The 15,359-nt window shown below is 68.4% G+C and carries 18 protein-coding genes and 1 pseudogene; 7 read left to right on the top strand and 12 right to left on the bottom strand.

Annotation, left to right across the window (positions count from 1 at the left end; genetic code table 11):
- The first annotated feature begins 5 nt into the window (after positions 1 to 5).
- Genes F4560_RS28145 through F4560_RS28135 form a run of 3 tightly spaced genes read left to right on the top strand, consistent with a single transcriptional unit; the run spans position 6 to position 2,942 of the window.
- Entirely contained in the window at positions 6 to 1,193 is a 1,188-nt protein-coding gene (locus F4560_RS28145) for a 5-(carboxyamino)imidazole ribonucleotide synthase (RefSeq protein WP_184924876.1), read from the top strand.
- Positions 1,190 to 1,726, top strand: a complete 537-nt coding sequence (gene purE, locus F4560_RS28140) for a 5-(carboxyamino)imidazole ribonucleotide mutase (RefSeq protein WP_312869521.1) — start codon at positions 1,190 to 1,192, stop codon at positions 1,724 to 1,726. Before F4560_RS28145 ends, purE begins: the two co-directional genes overlap by 4 nt.
- A 52-nt stretch (positions 1,727 to 1,778) precedes the next feature.
- Positions 1,779 to 2,942 (top strand): acyl-CoA dehydrogenase, encoded by a 1,164-nt coding sequence (locus F4560_RS28135; RefSeq protein ID WP_184924873.1) that lies wholly within the window; start codon positions 1,779 to 1,781, stop codon positions 2,940 to 2,942.
- Here F4560_RS28135 and F4560_RS28130 read toward each other — a convergent pair.
- Positions 2,932 to 3,195 (bottom strand): hypothetical protein, encoded by a 264-nt coding sequence (locus F4560_RS28130; protein ID WP_184924871.1) that lies wholly within the window; start codon positions 3,193 to 3,195, stop codon positions 2,932 to 2,934. The two genes, F4560_RS28135 and F4560_RS28130, sit on opposite strands and share 11 nt — an antisense overlap.
- Positions 3,196 to 3,301: 106 nt before the next feature.
- Here F4560_RS28130 and F4560_RS28125 point away from each other — a divergent pair, with 106 nt between their 5' ends.
- Positions 3,302 to 3,718 carry a hypothetical protein gene (locus F4560_RS28125; RefSeq protein ID WP_184924868.1) on the top strand — a complete coding sequence of 139 codons (417 nt, stop codon included), beginning with the start codon at positions 3,302 to 3,304 and terminating at the stop codon, positions 3,716 to 3,718.
- A 19-nt stretch (positions 3,719 to 3,737) separates the two neighbouring features.
- Here the strand turns inward: F4560_RS28125 and F4560_RS28120 are convergent, their stop codons facing one another.
- The 6 genes from F4560_RS28120 to F4560_RS28095 form a co-directional block, all read right to left on the bottom strand.
- Positions 3,738 to 4,817: a VanZ family protein gene (locus tag F4560_RS28120; RefSeq protein WP_184924865.1), complete on the bottom strand. Its 1,080-nt coding sequence runs from the start codon at positions 4,815 to 4,817 to the stop codon at positions 3,738 to 3,740.
- Between the two features lie 108 nt (positions 4,818 to 4,925).
- Positions 4,926 to 5,402: an SRPBCC family protein gene (locus tag F4560_RS28115; protein WP_184924862.1), complete on the bottom strand. Its 477-nt coding sequence runs from the start codon at positions 5,400 to 5,402 to the stop codon at positions 4,926 to 4,928.
- The gene (locus tag F4560_RS28110) at positions 5,392 to 5,730 is read right to left on the bottom strand and encodes an ArsR/SmtB family transcription factor (protein WP_184924859.1); all 339 of its coding nucleotides are present in this window, start codon (positions 5,728 to 5,730) and stop codon (positions 5,392 to 5,394) included. The genes F4560_RS28115 and F4560_RS28110 overlap by 11 nt, the downstream gene beginning before the upstream one ends.
- A gap of 83 nt (positions 5,731 to 5,813) precedes the next feature.
- Positions 5,814 to 6,509, bottom strand: coding sequence for a TIGR03089 family protein (locus tag F4560_RS28105; RefSeq protein ID WP_184924856.1), 696 nt, complete (start codon positions 6,507 to 6,509; stop codon positions 5,814 to 5,816).
- 364 nt (positions 6,510 to 6,873) lie between these two features.
- Positions 6,874 to 8,043: an LCP family protein gene (locus F4560_RS28100; protein ID WP_184924853.1), complete on the bottom strand. Its 1,170-nt coding sequence runs from the start codon at positions 8,041 to 8,043 to the stop codon at positions 6,874 to 6,876.
- 80 nt (positions 8,044 to 8,123) lie between these two features.
- Positions 8,124 to 9,578 (bottom strand): LCP family protein, encoded by a 1,455-nt coding sequence (locus tag F4560_RS28095; RefSeq protein WP_312869520.1) that lies wholly within the window; start codon positions 9,576 to 9,578, stop codon positions 8,124 to 8,126.
- A gap of 211 nt (positions 9,579 to 9,789) precedes the next feature.
- Here F4560_RS28095 and rfbB point away from each other — a divergent pair, with 211 nt between their 5' ends.
- The 3 genes from rfbB to F4560_RS28080 all read left to right on the top strand — a co-directional run bounded on the left by rfbB (position 9,790) and on the right by F4560_RS28080 (position 12,175).
- Entirely contained in the window at positions 9,790 to 10,779 is a 990-nt protein-coding gene (gene rfbB / locus F4560_RS28090) for a dTDP-glucose 4,6-dehydratase (RefSeq protein WP_184924847.1), read from the top strand.
- Positions 10,779 to 11,672, top strand: coding sequence for a dTDP-4-dehydrorhamnose reductase (rfbD, locus tag F4560_RS28085; RefSeq protein WP_184924844.1), 894 nt, complete (start codon positions 10,779 to 10,781; stop codon positions 11,670 to 11,672). The genes rfbB and rfbD overlap by 1 nt, the downstream gene beginning before the upstream one ends.
- A gap of 80 nt (positions 11,673 to 11,752) precedes the next feature.
- Positions 11,753 to 12,175, top strand: coding sequence for a hypothetical protein (locus F4560_RS28080; protein WP_184924841.1), 423 nt, complete (start codon positions 11,753 to 11,755; stop codon positions 12,173 to 12,175).
- A gap of 265 nt (positions 12,176 to 12,440) precedes the next feature.
- On the opposite strand, the gene F4560_RS28075 is transcribed toward F4560_RS28080, so the two are convergent.
- The 5 genes and pseudogenes from F4560_RS28075 to F4560_RS28055 form a co-directional block, all read right to left on the bottom strand.
- Positions 12,441 to 12,881 (bottom strand): Imm1 family immunity protein, encoded by a 441-nt coding sequence (locus F4560_RS28075; RefSeq protein ID WP_184924838.1) that lies wholly within the window; start codon positions 12,879 to 12,881, stop codon positions 12,441 to 12,443.
- Positions 12,882 to 13,286: 405 nt separating this feature from the next.
- The gene (locus F4560_RS28070; RefSeq protein WP_184924835.1) at positions 13,287 to 14,117 is read right to left on the bottom strand and encodes a hypothetical protein; all 831 of its coding nucleotides are present in this window, start codon (positions 14,115 to 14,117) and stop codon (positions 13,287 to 13,289) included.
- 149 nt (positions 14,118 to 14,266) lie between these two features.
- Positions 14,267 to 14,692 carry an Imm1 family immunity protein gene (locus F4560_RS28065; protein ID WP_184924832.1) on the bottom strand — a complete coding sequence of 142 codons (426 nt, stop codon included), beginning with the start codon at positions 14,690 to 14,692 and terminating at the stop codon, positions 14,267 to 14,269.
- Positions 14,689 to 15,036 (bottom strand): annotated as a pseudogene (locus F4560_RS28060) (DddA-like double-stranded DNA deaminase toxin); the annotation flags it as partial. The pseudogene F4560_RS28060 and the gene F4560_RS28065, both read right to left, overlap by 4 nt.
- A gap of 18 nt (positions 15,037 to 15,054) precedes the next feature.
- Positions 15,055 to 15,327, bottom strand: coding sequence for a hypothetical protein (locus F4560_RS28055; protein WP_184924830.1), 273 nt, complete (start codon positions 15,325 to 15,327; stop codon positions 15,055 to 15,057).
- Positions 15,328 to 15,359: the final 32 nt, after the last annotated feature.

Here is a 15,359-nt window from a genome sequence, read left to right as displayed (position 1 = left end):
AAACCGTGGACTCCCGAACTCGTCTCCCCGTCGTCGGCATGATCGGCGGCGGCCAGCTCGCCCGCATGACGCACCAGGCCGCCATTCCGCTCGGCCAGTCGCTGCGGGTGCTCGCCGAGTCGGACTCCGACCCCGCCGCGCTCGTCGCGCGTGACGTGGAACTGGGCAAGCACACCGATCTCGACGCGTTGCGCGCGTTCGCCAAGTCGTGCGACGTGATCACGTTCGACCACGAGCACGTGCCGCAGGAGCACCTGCACGCGCTGGTCGCCGACGGCGTGAAGGTGTTCCCCGGGCCCGAGGCCCTGGTGCACGCGCAGGACAAGCTGGTCATGCGGACGCGGCTGGCGGAGATGGGCGCGCCGGTGCCGCCGTTCTCCGCGGTGCTGGAAGCGGCGGACGTGCTGCGGTTCGGGGCGCTGCACGGGTGGCCGTGCGTGCTGAAGGCGGTGCGTGGCGGCTACGACGGGCGTGGGGTGTGGATGCTCAACACGCCGCAGAGCGCGCAGCGGGTGGTGCCCGAGCTGTTGGCCGCCGGCACCCCGTTGATGATCGAGCAGTGCGTGCCGATGCGCCGCGAGCTGTCCGCGCTGGTCGCGCGCTCGCCGTTCGGCCAGGGTGCGGCGTGGCCGTTGGTGGAGACCGTGCAGTCGGAGGGGATCTGCGTCGAGGTGCTGGCCCCGGCCCCGGACGCGCCCGTCGAGGAGGCGCAGGAGCTCGCGTTGAAGATCGCCGGCGCGCTCGGCGTGGTCGGGCTGCTCGCGGTCGAACTGTTCGACACCGCGCACGGGCTGGTCGTCAACGAGCTGGCGATGCGCCCCCACAACTCGGGTCACTGGACCATCGAAGGCGCCCGGACCTCGCAGTTCGAGCAGCACCTGAGGGCCGTGCTGGACTACCCGCTCGGTGCGACCGACCTCGCCGCGCCCGCCGTCGTGATGGCGAACGTCCTGGGTGCGGCGGACTCGCCCGAGATGGGGCCGGACGAGCGGCTGCACCACCTGTTCGCCCGGTTCCCCGACGCGCACGTGCACCTGTACGGCAAGGCGGAGCGGCCGGGACGCAAGATCGGTCACGTGACGTTGCTCGGTGAGCGGATGGACGAGGTGCGCAAGCGGGCTCGGCTCGCGGCGCACTGGCTGTCCGACGGTGTGTGGCTGGACGGCTACGAGATCCACGGAGGGCAGCAGTGACGCAGGTCGGCGTGATCATGGGCAGCGACTCGGACTGGCCGGTGATGAAGGCCGCGGCCGAGGCGCTGGCGGAGTTCGACGTCACCTACGAGGTCGGCGTGTACTCGGCCCACCGGACGCCGCAGCGGATGCTGGATTACGCCGCCTCGGCGTCGTCGCGCGGCTTGCAGGTGATCATCGCGGGGGCCGGTGGGGCGGCGCACCTGCCGGGGATGGTGGCGTCGGCGACGGTGCTGCCGGTGATCGGCGTGCCGGTGCCGTTGCGGTACCTGGACGGGATGGACTCGCTGCTGTCGATCGTGCAGATGCCGGCCGGTGTGCCGGTGGCCACGGTGTCGGTCGGTGGCGCGCGCAACGCGGGGCTGCTCGCGGTCCGGATCCTGGCGGCGTCGGACCTCGACTTGCAGAAGCGGATGGCGGCGTTCCAGGCGTCGTTGTCGGACCTGGTGCTGGAGAAGGACGCGGCCCTGAGGGATTTGGCGCTGCGGGATGCGGCGCTGCGGGCTGTTGCGGACGGCACAGCGGACAACTGAGTGAACGCGCGCTAACATCCTGGCAGGACGCCCTACCGGGAGGTAACTTAACGTGGACCCGAGCTTCGGTACCTACCAGCTCGCCGAGGAGCACGAGGCGCTGCGCGAGGCGGTCCGTTCGCTTGCGGACAAGGAGATCGCACCGCACGCGGCGGACGTGGACGAGCAGGAGCGCTTCCCGGTCGAGGCGTTGAACGCGCTGGTCAAGTCAGGTTTCGCGGCCGTGCACGTGCCCGAGGAGTACGACGGCCAAGGGGCCGACTCGGTGGCGACGTGCATCGTGATCGAGGAGCTCGCGCGGGTCTGCGCGTCGTCCTCCCTGATCCCGGCCGTGAACAAGCTGGGCACGATGCCGATCCTGCTGTCGGCTTCGGAGTCGTTGAAGCGGCAGGTGCTGCCGTCCATCGCGGCCGGTGAGGCGATGGCGTCGTACGCGCTGTCCGAGCGCGAGGCCGGGTCCGACACGGCGTCGATGCGCACGCGGGCGAGGCTGGACGGCGACCACTGGGTGTTGAACGGCACGAAGTGCTGGATCACGAACGCCGGCGAATCCACCTGGTACACGGTCATGGCGGTGTCCGACCCGGACGCGGCGAAGAAGTCGCAGGGCATCTCGGCGTTCGTCGTGCACAAGGACGACCCGGGCTTCGTCGTGGGTTCGAAGGAGCGCAAGCTGGGGATCAAGGGTTCCCCGACCCGAGAGATCCACTTCGAGAACTGCACGATCCCGGCGGACCGCATCATCGGTGAGCCGGGGACGGGTCTGAAGACGGCTCTGAAGACCCTGGACCACACCCGTCCGACGATCGGCGCGCAGGCCGTGGGTATCGCCCAAGGCGCCCTGGAAGCCGCCGTGGCCTACGTCAAGGACCGGAAGCAGTTCGGCAAGACGATCTCCGAGTTCCAGGGTGTGCAGTTCATGCTGGCGGACATGGCGATGAAGATCGAGGCGGCCCGGCACATGGTGTACGTGGCGGCGGCGAAGGCCGAGCGTGGGGAGCCGAACATCAGTTTCATCACGGCGGCGGCCAAGTGCTTCGCGTCGGACGTGGCGATGGAGGTGACGACGGACGCCGTGCAGCTGTTCGGCGGCGCCGGCTACACCCGTGACTTCCCGGTGGAGCGCATGATGCGTGACGCCAAGATCACCCAGATCTACGAGGGCACGAACCAGATCCAGCGCGTAGTCATGTCCCGCGCCCTGCTCAAGGGCTAGGTTCCTGCTCTTCACCGGGCGTGACACCGGTTGCAGGTGTCACGCCCGGTGGCGTGTCCGGGGACCAGAACTTCGTGTCCCCCAGCGGCATGTACGCGTCCTCGGGCCCGACGGCGTAGCGACCGATCAACACGTAGACGTCACCGAACCTGGTCGGCACCGAGAAGGCGTCCGACTGGTCCAGCTCCTCCTCGCAGTAGCGGTGGAGTAGGTGGAAGAAGGTTCGGTACTCGTCGTCCGTCAGCGGTCCCATGGGGCGAGGCTAGGGCAGTGTCCGGGCGCGTGGACGTGCTGAATGGCGCGGCTTGGAACGGTATGGTCCGCGAGGTCATGCTGTCTCCAGGTCGGACGCATCCACGATGACGGATCTCAGTGAGTTCCGGCGCGTTTGCCACGCCGTCGCCCTGAGCAGTGGCGGACGCGTGGTCGAGTTCCGCATCGCCGACTGCGTGACGCCGAACTTCCACCAAGCGATCATCGCCTACCGCGATCGCGTGGTCGCCGTGGTTTGTACTCGGCACTCGGCGCTGATGGCCGTGGCGGAGCCCCGGGCTGTCGACTTCGCTAACGGGTGGCGGGACTCGGGCCCGCTGACGTTCGTCGACGCTCCTCGGCTGATGGCCTTGTTGGCGGACATGTCCAGGTTCCGGCTGCTCACCCCTGACGAGCTGAACGGGGAGTTCGACGCCGAAGACTGGCCCGAAATCCTGGCGTACGACATCAAGTACTGGCGACCCGCCAACCTCGGGGAAGCGCTCTTCAACCACTTCGATTGACGAACGCCGAATCCCGAGGTCAGCGTGCCGTCGGAGCCGGGTGGCGTGGGTCGGTGGAGTGCCTGGCGGTCTCGACGGCGCGGGTGTCGGCGGCCAGGTCCGGCCAGTTCCGCTGGTCTCGGCGGAAGACCGGGGCGACGAAGGCTCCCAGGACGATCAGTGCCAGGACGGACACGTCCACGGCGAACCACCAACCGGCCGGCGCCAAGACCACGTAGGTGATCAAACCCGTGACGCCGAGCAGCTCCCGTAACGCGATCCGCCACGGATTGGCACGGGTGCCGTCCACTCGTCGCACCTGATACCGCAGCAACCAGCCGCCCGGTGTCCGGCCGCCCGTCACGGACGGCAGCACGATGCGGATCGCCACCGTCAGGACCACCACCCACCAGCGGTTGTCCTGGAAGATCAGGTGGGCGACCACCACGAGCAGCAGGAAGTCCACCACCCCGCCCAAGAGCCTGCGGGGCACGGTTACGGTGCCCGGCGGGGCGGTCGAGGCGTCACGGTGCGGCACCGCGGGGATCACCATCGCCACCGGGGCGATCATCCACCCCAGCAGGGAACCCGTCGTGTTGGAGATCAGGTCGTCCACGTCCGCGATGCGGTACGGGCACGGGTACGCGCCCAGGTTCCCCGAGTACTGCACGACCTCGACCGCCAGCGAGACACCCAGGCCGATCACGATCACCGCGAACGCCCCGCGACCGTACGACTTCCGCAACACCACACCCAGGGGCACGAACAGCGCCACGTTGAACGCCTGCTGGATGAACGCGGTCGACGTGACCACCGCCCCCGGACCGGAACGCCCGTAGGCCGCCATGTTGTGGCGCATGTCGGTAACCCACTGGAACGGCGTGGTGGACAGCATGTCCTCACCGGAGCACACCCGCGAAGCCGTCGGGAACGGCAGGAAGATCAACGCCAACGCCACCAGGCCGTACGCCAACAGCCCGTACAACACCACGGCTCGACGGGGCTCCACCCGACCGAACCGGTAGTAGTGCAGGGCGATCACCGGCAGCAGGACCAGCGCACCCACGCCCACGAACGCCGCGAAGCCCGTTCGAACGGACTCCAGGTACGAACTCAGCATGTCCACCGATCTGCTCGACGATCACGACACGTGGGTCAATCCGATCATTAACCACTGAACGTGACCGCCAAACCCGATCGGGGCACGTTGCCACCGAACGGACGCAGGTCAGGCCAGTGAAGCCAGGTACGTCGCGAGCCGGTCGTAGCTGATGTCGGCGCCGTCCTTCATGCCCGTCTCGGTGGCCTTGTCCCGCGCCTCCTGCGACGGGAACCTCATCGTCTGCACGACCGTGGTCCGGTCACCCTCGGCGATGAACTCCGTCGTGTTCACCGTGGACGGCCACTCCGGACCCCACGACTCGGTCTGCACCGTCCGCGAGTGGGGCGTGACCTCCTGGTACTCGCCGGTCATGGCCATCTCGGTGCCGTCGGCCCGCCGCCACACCATGTGCCACCGCCCGCCCGGCCGCAGGTCGATCTCGCACACCGGCATGGTCCAGCCCTCGGGGCCGAGCATCCAGTGCACGACGTGCTCGGGCTTGGTGAACGCGTCGAACACGAGTTCCTGTGGCGCGTCGAACGTCCTGGTGACGGCGACCTCCACGTCGGACGGCGTGGTCCACAACGAGGTGTCAGTGGTCATTTTCCTGCTCCTTCATGCGTTCCAGGTAGGCGTCCAGGCGTCGGTAGCTGTCGTCCCAGAACCGCCGGTAGCCGTCGGCCCACAGCGTGACCTCCCGCAACGGCGTCGCGTCGAGCATGCAAGGCCGCCACTGCGCATCACGGCCACGCGTGATGAGACCGGCCCGTTCCAGCACCCGCAGGTGCTTGGACACCGCCGGGCCGCTCATCGCGAACGGCTCGGAAAGCTCCTTCACGGTGGCCGCACCTTCCGCCAGCCGGGCCAGGATCGCCCGACGCGTCGGGTCGGCCAGTGCCGCGAAGGTGATGCTCAGGGGGTCGTCCGCCATGCCTACCTAACCAATCGGTTATCTAACTGATTGGTTTTCTACGCCTCCGTCGGGCGCCTGTCAACACCCGTTCGAGGGATCGGCTAGCCGACCAGGTCCAGGGTCGTCTGCTCGCTGGCACGGCGTGCGGCCAGCAGCTCCGGTGCGGCGTTGCTGCACTGCACCAGCGAACCGCCGCCCGCCAGCACGGCGAGGAAACCGTTCAGCAGCCCGTCCGGCAACGTCCACTCCACAGTGGACAGAACGCGGGAAGTCGTGGTGATGCCCAACGTCGCCGCCCGCTGGTGCGCCTCCTCCACCACCTCGTCCACAGTGGACTCGAGGAGGGCGTGGGTGTTGCCGGGAACCGGTTCCCACGGCGTGAAGTCGTCACCGAACACGCGCACGTCGTCGTTGTAGTCCACCGCCGCGCCGCTGCCCAGGCCCATCGGGTGCAACGACGCCACGGCCGTCACCAGGGCGCCGGGCGCCTCACCACCGGGCGCCACGATCGCCACCTTCGCGCCCGCGGGGTCGTCCGTCACCGCCGCGCCGCACCACCACGCGCCCAGTAGCACGCCGGCCGTCTGCCAGTGCGCGGGCAGCAGCACGGCCACCGGGTCGCCCGGCTCCACGTCGTGCTCGTCGCGCAGCCAGTTCGCCGTCTTGGCCGCCCAGTTCCGGATCGTGGCCCGCGACAGCTCCACCCGTGTGCCGGCCGCGTCGTCGTAGTGCGTGATCAAGGGCCGGCCGGGATTCGCCGCGAACAGGGGCGCGAACAGGGCATCCGTGACGGTCATGCGCCAACCTTGCCACGCCCCGCCCCACCCACTCGCCACCCCACCCCACGCGCGAGTCGAACCCCCAACCCCCGCGTGCCAAGCCCTCAACCCCCGCGAGTCGAACCTCCAGGCCCCGCGAGTCGAACCCCCAACCCCCGCGAGTCGAACCTCCAGGCCCCGCGTGTCGAACCTCCAGGACCCGTGAGTCCTACGTTCAGGACCCGTGAGTCCTACGTTCGGAACCCCCGAGTTCAACGTTCAGTACAAGATCGTTTGTTCTGAGCGTTGAACTCGGGGGTCCTGAACGTAGGACACGGTGGTCCTGAAGGTACGACTCGCGCGTTCTGAACGTAGGACTCACGCGGAGGGTGGAGGGGGAGGGTTAGTCGATGCAGGGTGGGGACTGGAGGGCGGCGGCGCGGGGACGGCCGTCCAGGGAGACCAAGCGGTCGCCGGCCAGTTTCTGAGTGGTGGGGGTAGAGGCGGGAGGGGTCGGGGTGGGGTTCTTCTCGCCCAACAGCTGCGCCACGAAGGCCTTCACCGCCGCCGGATCCACCGTGACCACGCTCTGGCCGCGTTCGTTGCGCGCGCCGATGTCGATCACCGGGATGGTCGCGAACTCGACGGTCCCGCCGGCCAACCCACCCGCCTCCCCGGCGAACGTCGTCAAGTCCAGCTTCTCGTCCACCACGATCGACTTGCTCACCGCGTCCAGCAGCCCCGACAACCGCGCCGGGTCGGTGAACGTCCCCGCCGACATCAGCTTCGACGCCGCCGCCGCCATGAACACCTGCTGCCGCGTGATCCGCCCCAGGTCGCCGTTCGGAATGCCCTTCCGCTGCCGCACGAACGCCAGCGCGTCCGAGCCCGAGATCGTCTGGACCCCCGCACGGAAGTTCGCCCCCGAATCAGGGTCGGACGTGGCCTGCTTCAGGCACACCTCCACACCCCCGATCACCTCGGTGAGCAGGTAGAACCCGTACAGGTTGATCTCCGCGTAGTGGTCGACCCGCACGCCGGTCAACTCCTGCACCACCTGCACCAACGCCCGCCGCCCGGCCTGGTCGCCCCGCTTCGACCGCTCGGTCACGTCGGAAACGCCTTCCGACTGGAGCCGCTGCATGGTGAAGAACTTGGTCAGCCCGTACGCCGAGTTGATCTTGTCCGAACCGATGTCCGGGATCGGCACGTACGTGTCCCGCGGGATGGACACGGCCCGCGCCTTGCTGCCGTCGTGCGGCAGTCGCATGATGATGATCGTGTCCGTGTTGAGCGTGTCCGTCGCCTCGGTCCGCAGCTGACGCAGCACGGCGTCCGGCAGCGGCCTGCCCTGCGCGTCGGTGCGGCTGTCGCTGCCCACCAACAGGATGTCCGTCGCACCGTCGGCCACGGGCGGCGCGTTCGGCACGTCCGACAGCACGGTCAGCACGTCTGTCTTGTTCACGCTCTCCTGAACGCGCTGCAACGTCGACCAGCCGTACCCGGCGGCCAGCAACACGACCGCGGACAGCAACGCGAGAAGCGTGCGTCCGGCAATCACCGCGGCCTTCACCGACGTTCCTCCAACGACTGGGACTGTCCGATCAGGCTAACCGGCCGCAGCCGGTCGGACGTACGGATTTGACCAAGGGGTCAGTTGACGCAGACCACACCGTCGGCGGTGATCGGCGGGGTCAAGCCGGTCGTGGGGGCAATCGTCGTGGTGCCCTCGACCGACGCCGTGTCCGACTGGTCCGGCGGCGCGTAGTCCGCACCGACGTACACCAGAACCTGCCCCCTTGGCACAGAGTCGTCCTCGACTGCCGCGGCGTTACCGCCCAACGCGGATATCACCCTGTCGGCACTCGAAAGCTCACCCGGCGCGTGCCGCACGGACGTCGTCTCCGCGTACGCGCCGCTGTCCGCCACGCCACGGTGGAACCCGTTCTGCGCCAACATGTCCAACACGCTCGCAGCCAATCGGTTGACCCCTGCCGCGTTGTAGACGTGCACGGTGATCGCCGACGGCGGCGGTCCGGCCGGCGTAGTGGTGGGCGACTTGGAGGACGACGTGCCGCTGTCCGTCGCCAGGTTCTTGATGAACTGCCGCACCGCCGCCGGGTCGACCGGCAGCACGTTGCCGTCGCTCCAGGTGTCCATCGGGTCGCCGACCGGAATCGTGCGGAACTGGATGTTGCCCGACACGAGCCCCTGCATCTGCTCGGCGAACTCGGCGAGGTTCCACCCCGCGTTGATCACCACGGACTTCTTCACCGCGGTCAGCAGCTGGTCCAGCTTCCCGAAGTCGGTCAGCGTGCCGGTGGACAGCACCTTGCGGGCGAGCGCGCCGATGAACACCTGCTGCCGCACGATCCGGTCCAGGTCGCCGCCGGGCAGCCCGCCGCGCTGCCGCACGAACGACAGCGCCTGCGCGCCCTCGATGGTCTGCCGCCCCGCCTGGAAGTTCGCGCCCGAGTCACGGTCGCGGGTCTCCTCGTTCAGGCACACCTCGACGCCGCCGATGGCCTTCGTGACCTCGTAGAAGCTCGCCAGATTGACTTCGGCGTACTGGTCCACGGTGACGGACCCGCCGGTCAGCTGCTCGATCGTCTTGATCAACGTCCGGCGCCCGGCCAGCGTCGACTCCAGTTCGATGCGGGCCTCGTCCGTCACGCCCTCGTTGCGCAACCGTTGCGCCGTATCGTTCTTCTGCCTCGCCATCGCCGAGTTCAGCTTGTGCTTGCCGAACCCGTCCGCGATCTCCACGTACGCGTCACGCGGGAACGAGATGGCCACCGCGCGGGTGCCGTCCTGCGGTATGTGCACCAGGATCATCGTGTCGGTGTTCAGCGTGCCGTCCGCCACACCGCCGTTGAGCAGCGCCAGCACCTCGTCCGACAGGGGGTTGCCCTGCGCGTCCGTGCGGCTGTCGACGCCGACCAGCAGCATGTCGATCGCGCCGTCGAGCGGCTTGCGGACCTTGCCCTCGCTCTGCTCGGCGACCGAGGACTGGAAGACGTCCGTCGTGGTGATGTCGTCGTCGATGTCGCTCAGGTAGTACCAGCCGTACCACGTGACGATGAGCACAGCCGCTGAAACCAGTGCCACCAGTGAACGGCCAGTGAGCGCGAGAACACGAAGAGCAGCCGATCTACCGGCTGTTCCGGGCGGACTCCGGTCCACTGCCTGCCTCCCCCGTGCACTCAGGCTTCCTGCCACTCCTCTTATACGGGAGACGCTGTAACAACCGGGTGGGTTGCACGGTTAAAGCCCGTGACAGACTTCGGTGGGTGGGACCGCTTGTAGGAGGGCACTGAGCATGCGCGTACTGGTAACGGGTGGGGCCGGGTTCATCGGCTCGCATTACGTGCGGGAGTTGGTGGGCGGCTCGTACCCGGCCTACGCCGACGCCGAGGTGGTGGTGCTGGACAAGCTCACCTACGCGGGCAACGAGGCCAACCTCGCGCCGGTCGCGGACGACCCGCGGCTGACGTTCGTCCGCGGCGACATCTGCGACCGCGAGCTCGTGGCCGACCTGATGAGCCGAACGGACGTGGTGGTGCACTTCGCCGCCGAGTCGCATGTGGACCGTTCGATCGCCGGTTCGGCCGACTTCGTGCTGACCAACGTGCTGGGCACCCAGGTGCTGCTCCAGGGCGCGCTGGAGGCCGGGGTGGCGAAGTTCGTGCACGTGTCCACCGACGAGGTGTACGGCACGATCGAGGAAGGCTCGTGGACCGAGGACCACATCCTGGAGCCGAACTCGCCGTACTCGGCGTCCAAGGCGTCGTCGGACCTGCTGGCCCGGTCGTTCTTCCGCACCCACGGACTTCAGGTGTGCATCACACGGTGCTCGAACAACTACGGTCCGTACCAGTACCCGGAGAAGGTCATCCCCGTCTTCGTGACGAACCTGATCGACGGCAAGAAGGTCCCGCTGTACGGCGACGGGCTGAACGTGCGTGACTGGCTGCACGTGGACGACCACTGCCGGGGCATCCAGCTCGTGCTGGAGGGCGGTCGCGGTGGCGAGATCTACAACATCGGCGGCGGCACCGAGCTGACCAACCGGGAGCTGACCGAGCGCCTGCTGGACGCGACCGGGCGTGACTGGGATTCGTTCGTGGAGCCGGTGGCCGACCGCAAGGGTCACGACCGGCGGTACTCGGTCGACATCACCAAGATCAGCACCGAACTCGGGTACGCGCCGCGCGTCGACTTCGCCGAGGGCCTGACGTCGACCGTGCAGTGGTACCGGGACAACCGGTCGTGGTGGGAGCCGCTGAAGCGCGCGGCGCTGGCCGGTTGATGGCGCTCGCACTCCTGGTGCCCGGCGGTCGGGGGCAGCTCGGGCGGGACATGGTGGCTGCCACGCCCGGTGACGGGTTGGTGCACGCGCCGTCGTCGGCCGAGCTGGACGTGACCGACCCGTCGGCGGTGGCGGACGCGGTGGCCGTGTTCGCCACGACGGCTCGTGACGCGGGGTTGCGGCCGGTGGTGGTGAACGCGGCGGCTTACACGGCGGTGGACGCGGCGGAGACCGACTTCGACCGGGCGTTCGCGGTGAACGCGGCGGGGCCGGGGTACTTGGCGGCGAACTGCCGTGAGCACGATGTGCCGCTGCTGCACGTGTCGACGGATTACGTGTTCCCGGGTGACGGGACGCGGCCGTACGAGCCGTCGGACCCCACCGGGCCGCGGTCGGCGTACGGGCGCACCAAGCTGGCTGGCGAGGAACGCGTGCTGTCCACTTGGGACCGTTCGTGGGTGGTGCGGACGTCGTGGGTCTACGGCGAGCACGGTGCCAACTTCGTGAAGACCATGGCCCGCTTGGCAGCCACGAACGACACACTGTCTGTTGTAGACGATCAACTGGGCTCACCGACGTGGTCCCTGGACCTCGCACACGGCCTGGTGTCACTGGCCGGTTTGGTGTCGTCGGGCGGCACGCCGTCACGGATACTGCATGCAACCGGCGCCGGCGAGACCACGTGGTGCGGCTTCGCGCGGGCGATCTTCGCCGAACTGGCGTTGGACCCGGACCGGGTGAAGCCCTGCACCACCGCCGACTTCCCCCGCCCCGCTCCGCGCCCGGCGTACTCGGTGCTGTCCGGCAAGGCGTGGGCGGACGCCGGCCTACCGCCCTTGCGTCACTGGCGTGAGGCGTTGACAGCCGCGGTGGCGGCGCACGCCGTTCCCTGAACAGGCGGTGTGGCCACCGACGGCCGGATGCCATGACCGGCGAGTGCGGAACGGAACAGCCCGGAGGCGTATTGCGACCCGTGACGGTGTTCGACGACACCGTGGACGTGGAGTACTCCCGGTTCTGCCTCCAGGACATGGAGCGCATGGACTCCGCGTTGTCGCTGCGGCCCCTTCAAGACGACGACTGGCTGATCGTCGGCGGACCGGGCGGGGTGCTGTTCCGCAGCGCCGGCAGCGACCACAACCCGCCCGTCCGGCTGGAGCTGTGGGCCGTCCGCCCCGAACCTCCGGAAACCCGGTGGCGGGAGTCCGCCGAAGCGGTGTTCACCACCAAGGGGACGGAGCTGCGGCTCTGGTCGGTGACGGCCGCGTTGGGGGAGAGGACCCTCGTCCTGCCCGGCCCCGGCGAGTACCACGTAGAAGCCTTCGTGCGCGGGGAGGCGGACCCCGACGAGGAACCGGAGGACGAGGAGTGGCTCGTGCGCATCTGGCCGGCGTGACAGCCCTGCTGTTCGCGCTCGGCGCGTGCGCGGAGGAGCCGTCCGAACCGGAGGTCCAGCGGTCGGGCGCGTTCAGCCGCGCACGCCGTTCCCTGACCCCGTGAGTCCTACGTTCAGGACGCGTGAGTCCTACGTTCGGAACCCCCGAGTTCAACGTTCAGTACAAGATCGTTTGTTCTGAGCGTTGAACTCGGGGGTCCTGAACGTAGGACACGGTGGTCCTGAAGGTACGACTCACGCGTTCTGAACGTAGGACTCACGCGGGTCAGGCGGGCTGCCAGGTGACGCCGGTGGGGCGCTCGGCGGTGGTCAGGAAGTCTTTGAGGGCGGTGGCCAGGACTTCGAGTGGGACGCCCGCGCCGGCCGGGTAGTCGACGTACTCGGACCGGTACTCGGGGGACGACGGGTCGCCCTTGAGGGTCGAGTAGTCGTGGTCCGGGTCGGCGTAGGTGAGGTAGCCGTAGCCCTGGTGGATGGCGGCGGCGACGTCGTGGTCCGGGATGCGGGTCGTGCCGGGTGCGCCCAGGAGCCCTTCGGAGTCGATGATCAGCTCGCGGTCCTGGTGCTCGATCACGGCGGGGCCCGCGCCGGGTTCGGCGAGGCGGCTCAGGAGGGTGTCGACGTCCTCCGGCGCGTTGACGGTCAGTTCGTCGGCCGCGTCGGCGTCGTTCGCGTCGGAGATCGGCCACACAGCCGTGAAAGTCATGGCGGGCATGATGGCAGTGGACGCGGTGAGTGACCACCTGAGGGGTGGTGTTGGGCCGTTGGAGTGGAGTCGGATTGTCGCACTAGTTTTGCGTGCAAGCAGTACGGCAACCTTTCGCCCATGTCCGCGCTTGGGCGATCCACTGAAGCGACCGCGTCCCGCCATGACGGCGAGCGTCAGCGGTTCCTGCGTTGCGTCTGTGCCGTGACCGGGTCACGGCAGATCTCGTGGAACGTGCTCAAGAACCCGCAGGCAGATCAGCGGGCGGGCCGTTCATAGGACCTCACGCCACTCAACGCAGGCCGGGCGCTTCGACGGGGTGGTGTCCCCGAGGACGAGCCCGGCCGGCCGGACAAGACCGTCGTCAGGGTTTGCGTGACGACTACGGCCAATCCCGGTCTCGCGCTACTCGCCGAGCTTCGCCTCGATCGCCTTGTGAACCGCGGTGATGTACTCGGTCGTCGTCCACTCGGCGATCTCCTCGTCCGTGAACGGCAGGATCCGTCGGCTCTCGATGCCCTGCTCGCTCAGTTCGGCGGGCGGCTTTTCCCCTCGCTTCTCGTAGAACTCGACGGCAGTCAGGGCCTGGCTCACCTCGGGGTCCATCGGTGTCTCGATCATGACGAACAGCGCGTAGTCCTCGGTGCGCACGGCGGCCAGCATGGATCCGCGGGACCCCCCGGAGGCCTTGATCGCGTACGCGTGGCCCGCCGCCCACGGACCGTTCAGCTTCTTGTCGAGGAACGGCTTCAGGGCACCGTCCCTTTCGCGGATCTTGTACACGGGGCTGCCGACCTCGAGTTCTTCGTAGACCGCGAGCCAGTCCTTCAGGCGCTTCTGGTAGTACTCCTCGACGCTGCTCCACGCCTCTTCGTTGCGGTTGTAGATGGCAATCGACACACTGGCGTCCTGCGGGTGCTTCTGCTGCGGGAGGTCGATCTCGAACGTGGCCACGCAGTCGAAGGTGTTCGGGGTCAGCGCGTGCCCCATCGCCTGGTACGTCGGCCCGAACCTGTACTTGGAGTACGACAGGCGCTTGGCCGCCAGCTCCGGCTGCACGGTCGGGCAGAAATCGTCCTGCCAACGCCCGATGGCCTGGGCGCGGTCGGAGCCGGCCTCGCCGGAGGCGTTCCCGGCAGAACCGTCAGTTCCGCACGCCGCGACGGGTAGTAGTGCGATGGCAGCGGCGACTGCGACGACCAAGCTCTTCGAACGGCCCAAGCCGATGACGACCATTTCAGGGGCGACCTTCCGGGATCACAGAGTCGCGCTGGGCACGCGTGGCCCCGACTGTGATCACGACACTAAGTGCGGTCGGCGTGCTCGGATGTCAGGCGATCACCGGACATCCGGACAAGTGGAAGATCGGGAACCGGGCCGTCGCCTTACAGGACGTCGCGCCACTCCACGCAGGTCGGGCGTCGAGCCGTCACCAGGAACTCCTTCAACGCCTTGGTGAACGTCTCGATCAGGATGCCGGTGCCGGCTTCGAACTGGTCGGAGTCCGAGTGGTAGACCGGCGACTCCGGATCGCCGACCGGCTGGCACAGATCATGGTCGGGATCGGCGTACATCAGATAGCCGTAGCCCTTCCAGACGCCGGCCCAGAGTTGGTGATCAGGCCCCATCTCACCGGTCCACGCCGAGCGCGACAACGGGCGGGCATCGTGGACGATCTTTGCCGCGTCCGCCGTGTCCATGGCCAGTTGGCCGACGATGGCGTCGACCTGCTCCGGCGTTGTGACGGTGATCAGGACCCCCGCACTGGGATCCTGCTCGTCGTACACGCCCCATCCGGCGGTGAAACTCATCTTGCTCCTCGGTAGATCACTCGCGTTCCGTCGCGTTCTATCACCGTCAGGGTGGACCCCGGCGACAGGATGTCCTTGAGCCGCTTGTCGCAAGTGATCGGTAGGTGCCTGTCGTGCGGCCGGCGTCCGCATACCTGGCGGTCAATGATCACGGTCTCGTTCAGCCGCTTCTCGTGGCGCATCCTGACCGCGAGTTTGACCTCTACGTGCGTGGCCAGGGACTGCTCGTGCCGCGATGCTCCGGCCGACTTGAGGAAGTCGCGCGCTTTGCCAAACCACTCGTCGCCTGGACCGCTGCGCAACACCGTGGTGTCAGTGCCCGGTCCGAGCCACCTGCCCTGGGTTTCGGTACCGCTGGGGCGTCAGGGGAGGGAGCGGCGGATTTGGTCGATTCGGTCTGGCGGGTGGGGCGGTGGTGGTGGCGGGGGTTCGGGGGCCGCTCGGGAGGCTAGGCGGTTGGCTAGGGCGTGCAGGTCGGCCCTGAGCGCGATGGCTTGGAGGTAGAGGTCGTTGGCTTGCTGGTACGCCTCGGTGAAGATCGCGACGGCGGCGGCGATGTCGGGGTTGTTCGTGCCGGCGGTCGCGGTGGCGAGCAGTGACGCCGCTGCTTCGGCGGTGTCTGCTGACTCGCCCAAGAAGGTGATGGGGACGGTGTCCGCCGCTGCGC

Source organism: Saccharothrix ecbatanensis, from assembly GCF_014205015.1.
Classification (GTDB): Bacteria; Actinomycetota; Actinomycetes; order Mycobacteriales; family Pseudonocardiaceae; genus Actinosynnema; species Actinosynnema ecbatanense.
The sequence above is the reverse complement of the archived record's forward strand: the minus strand, read 5'-3'. Positions and strand labels throughout refer to the sequence as shown.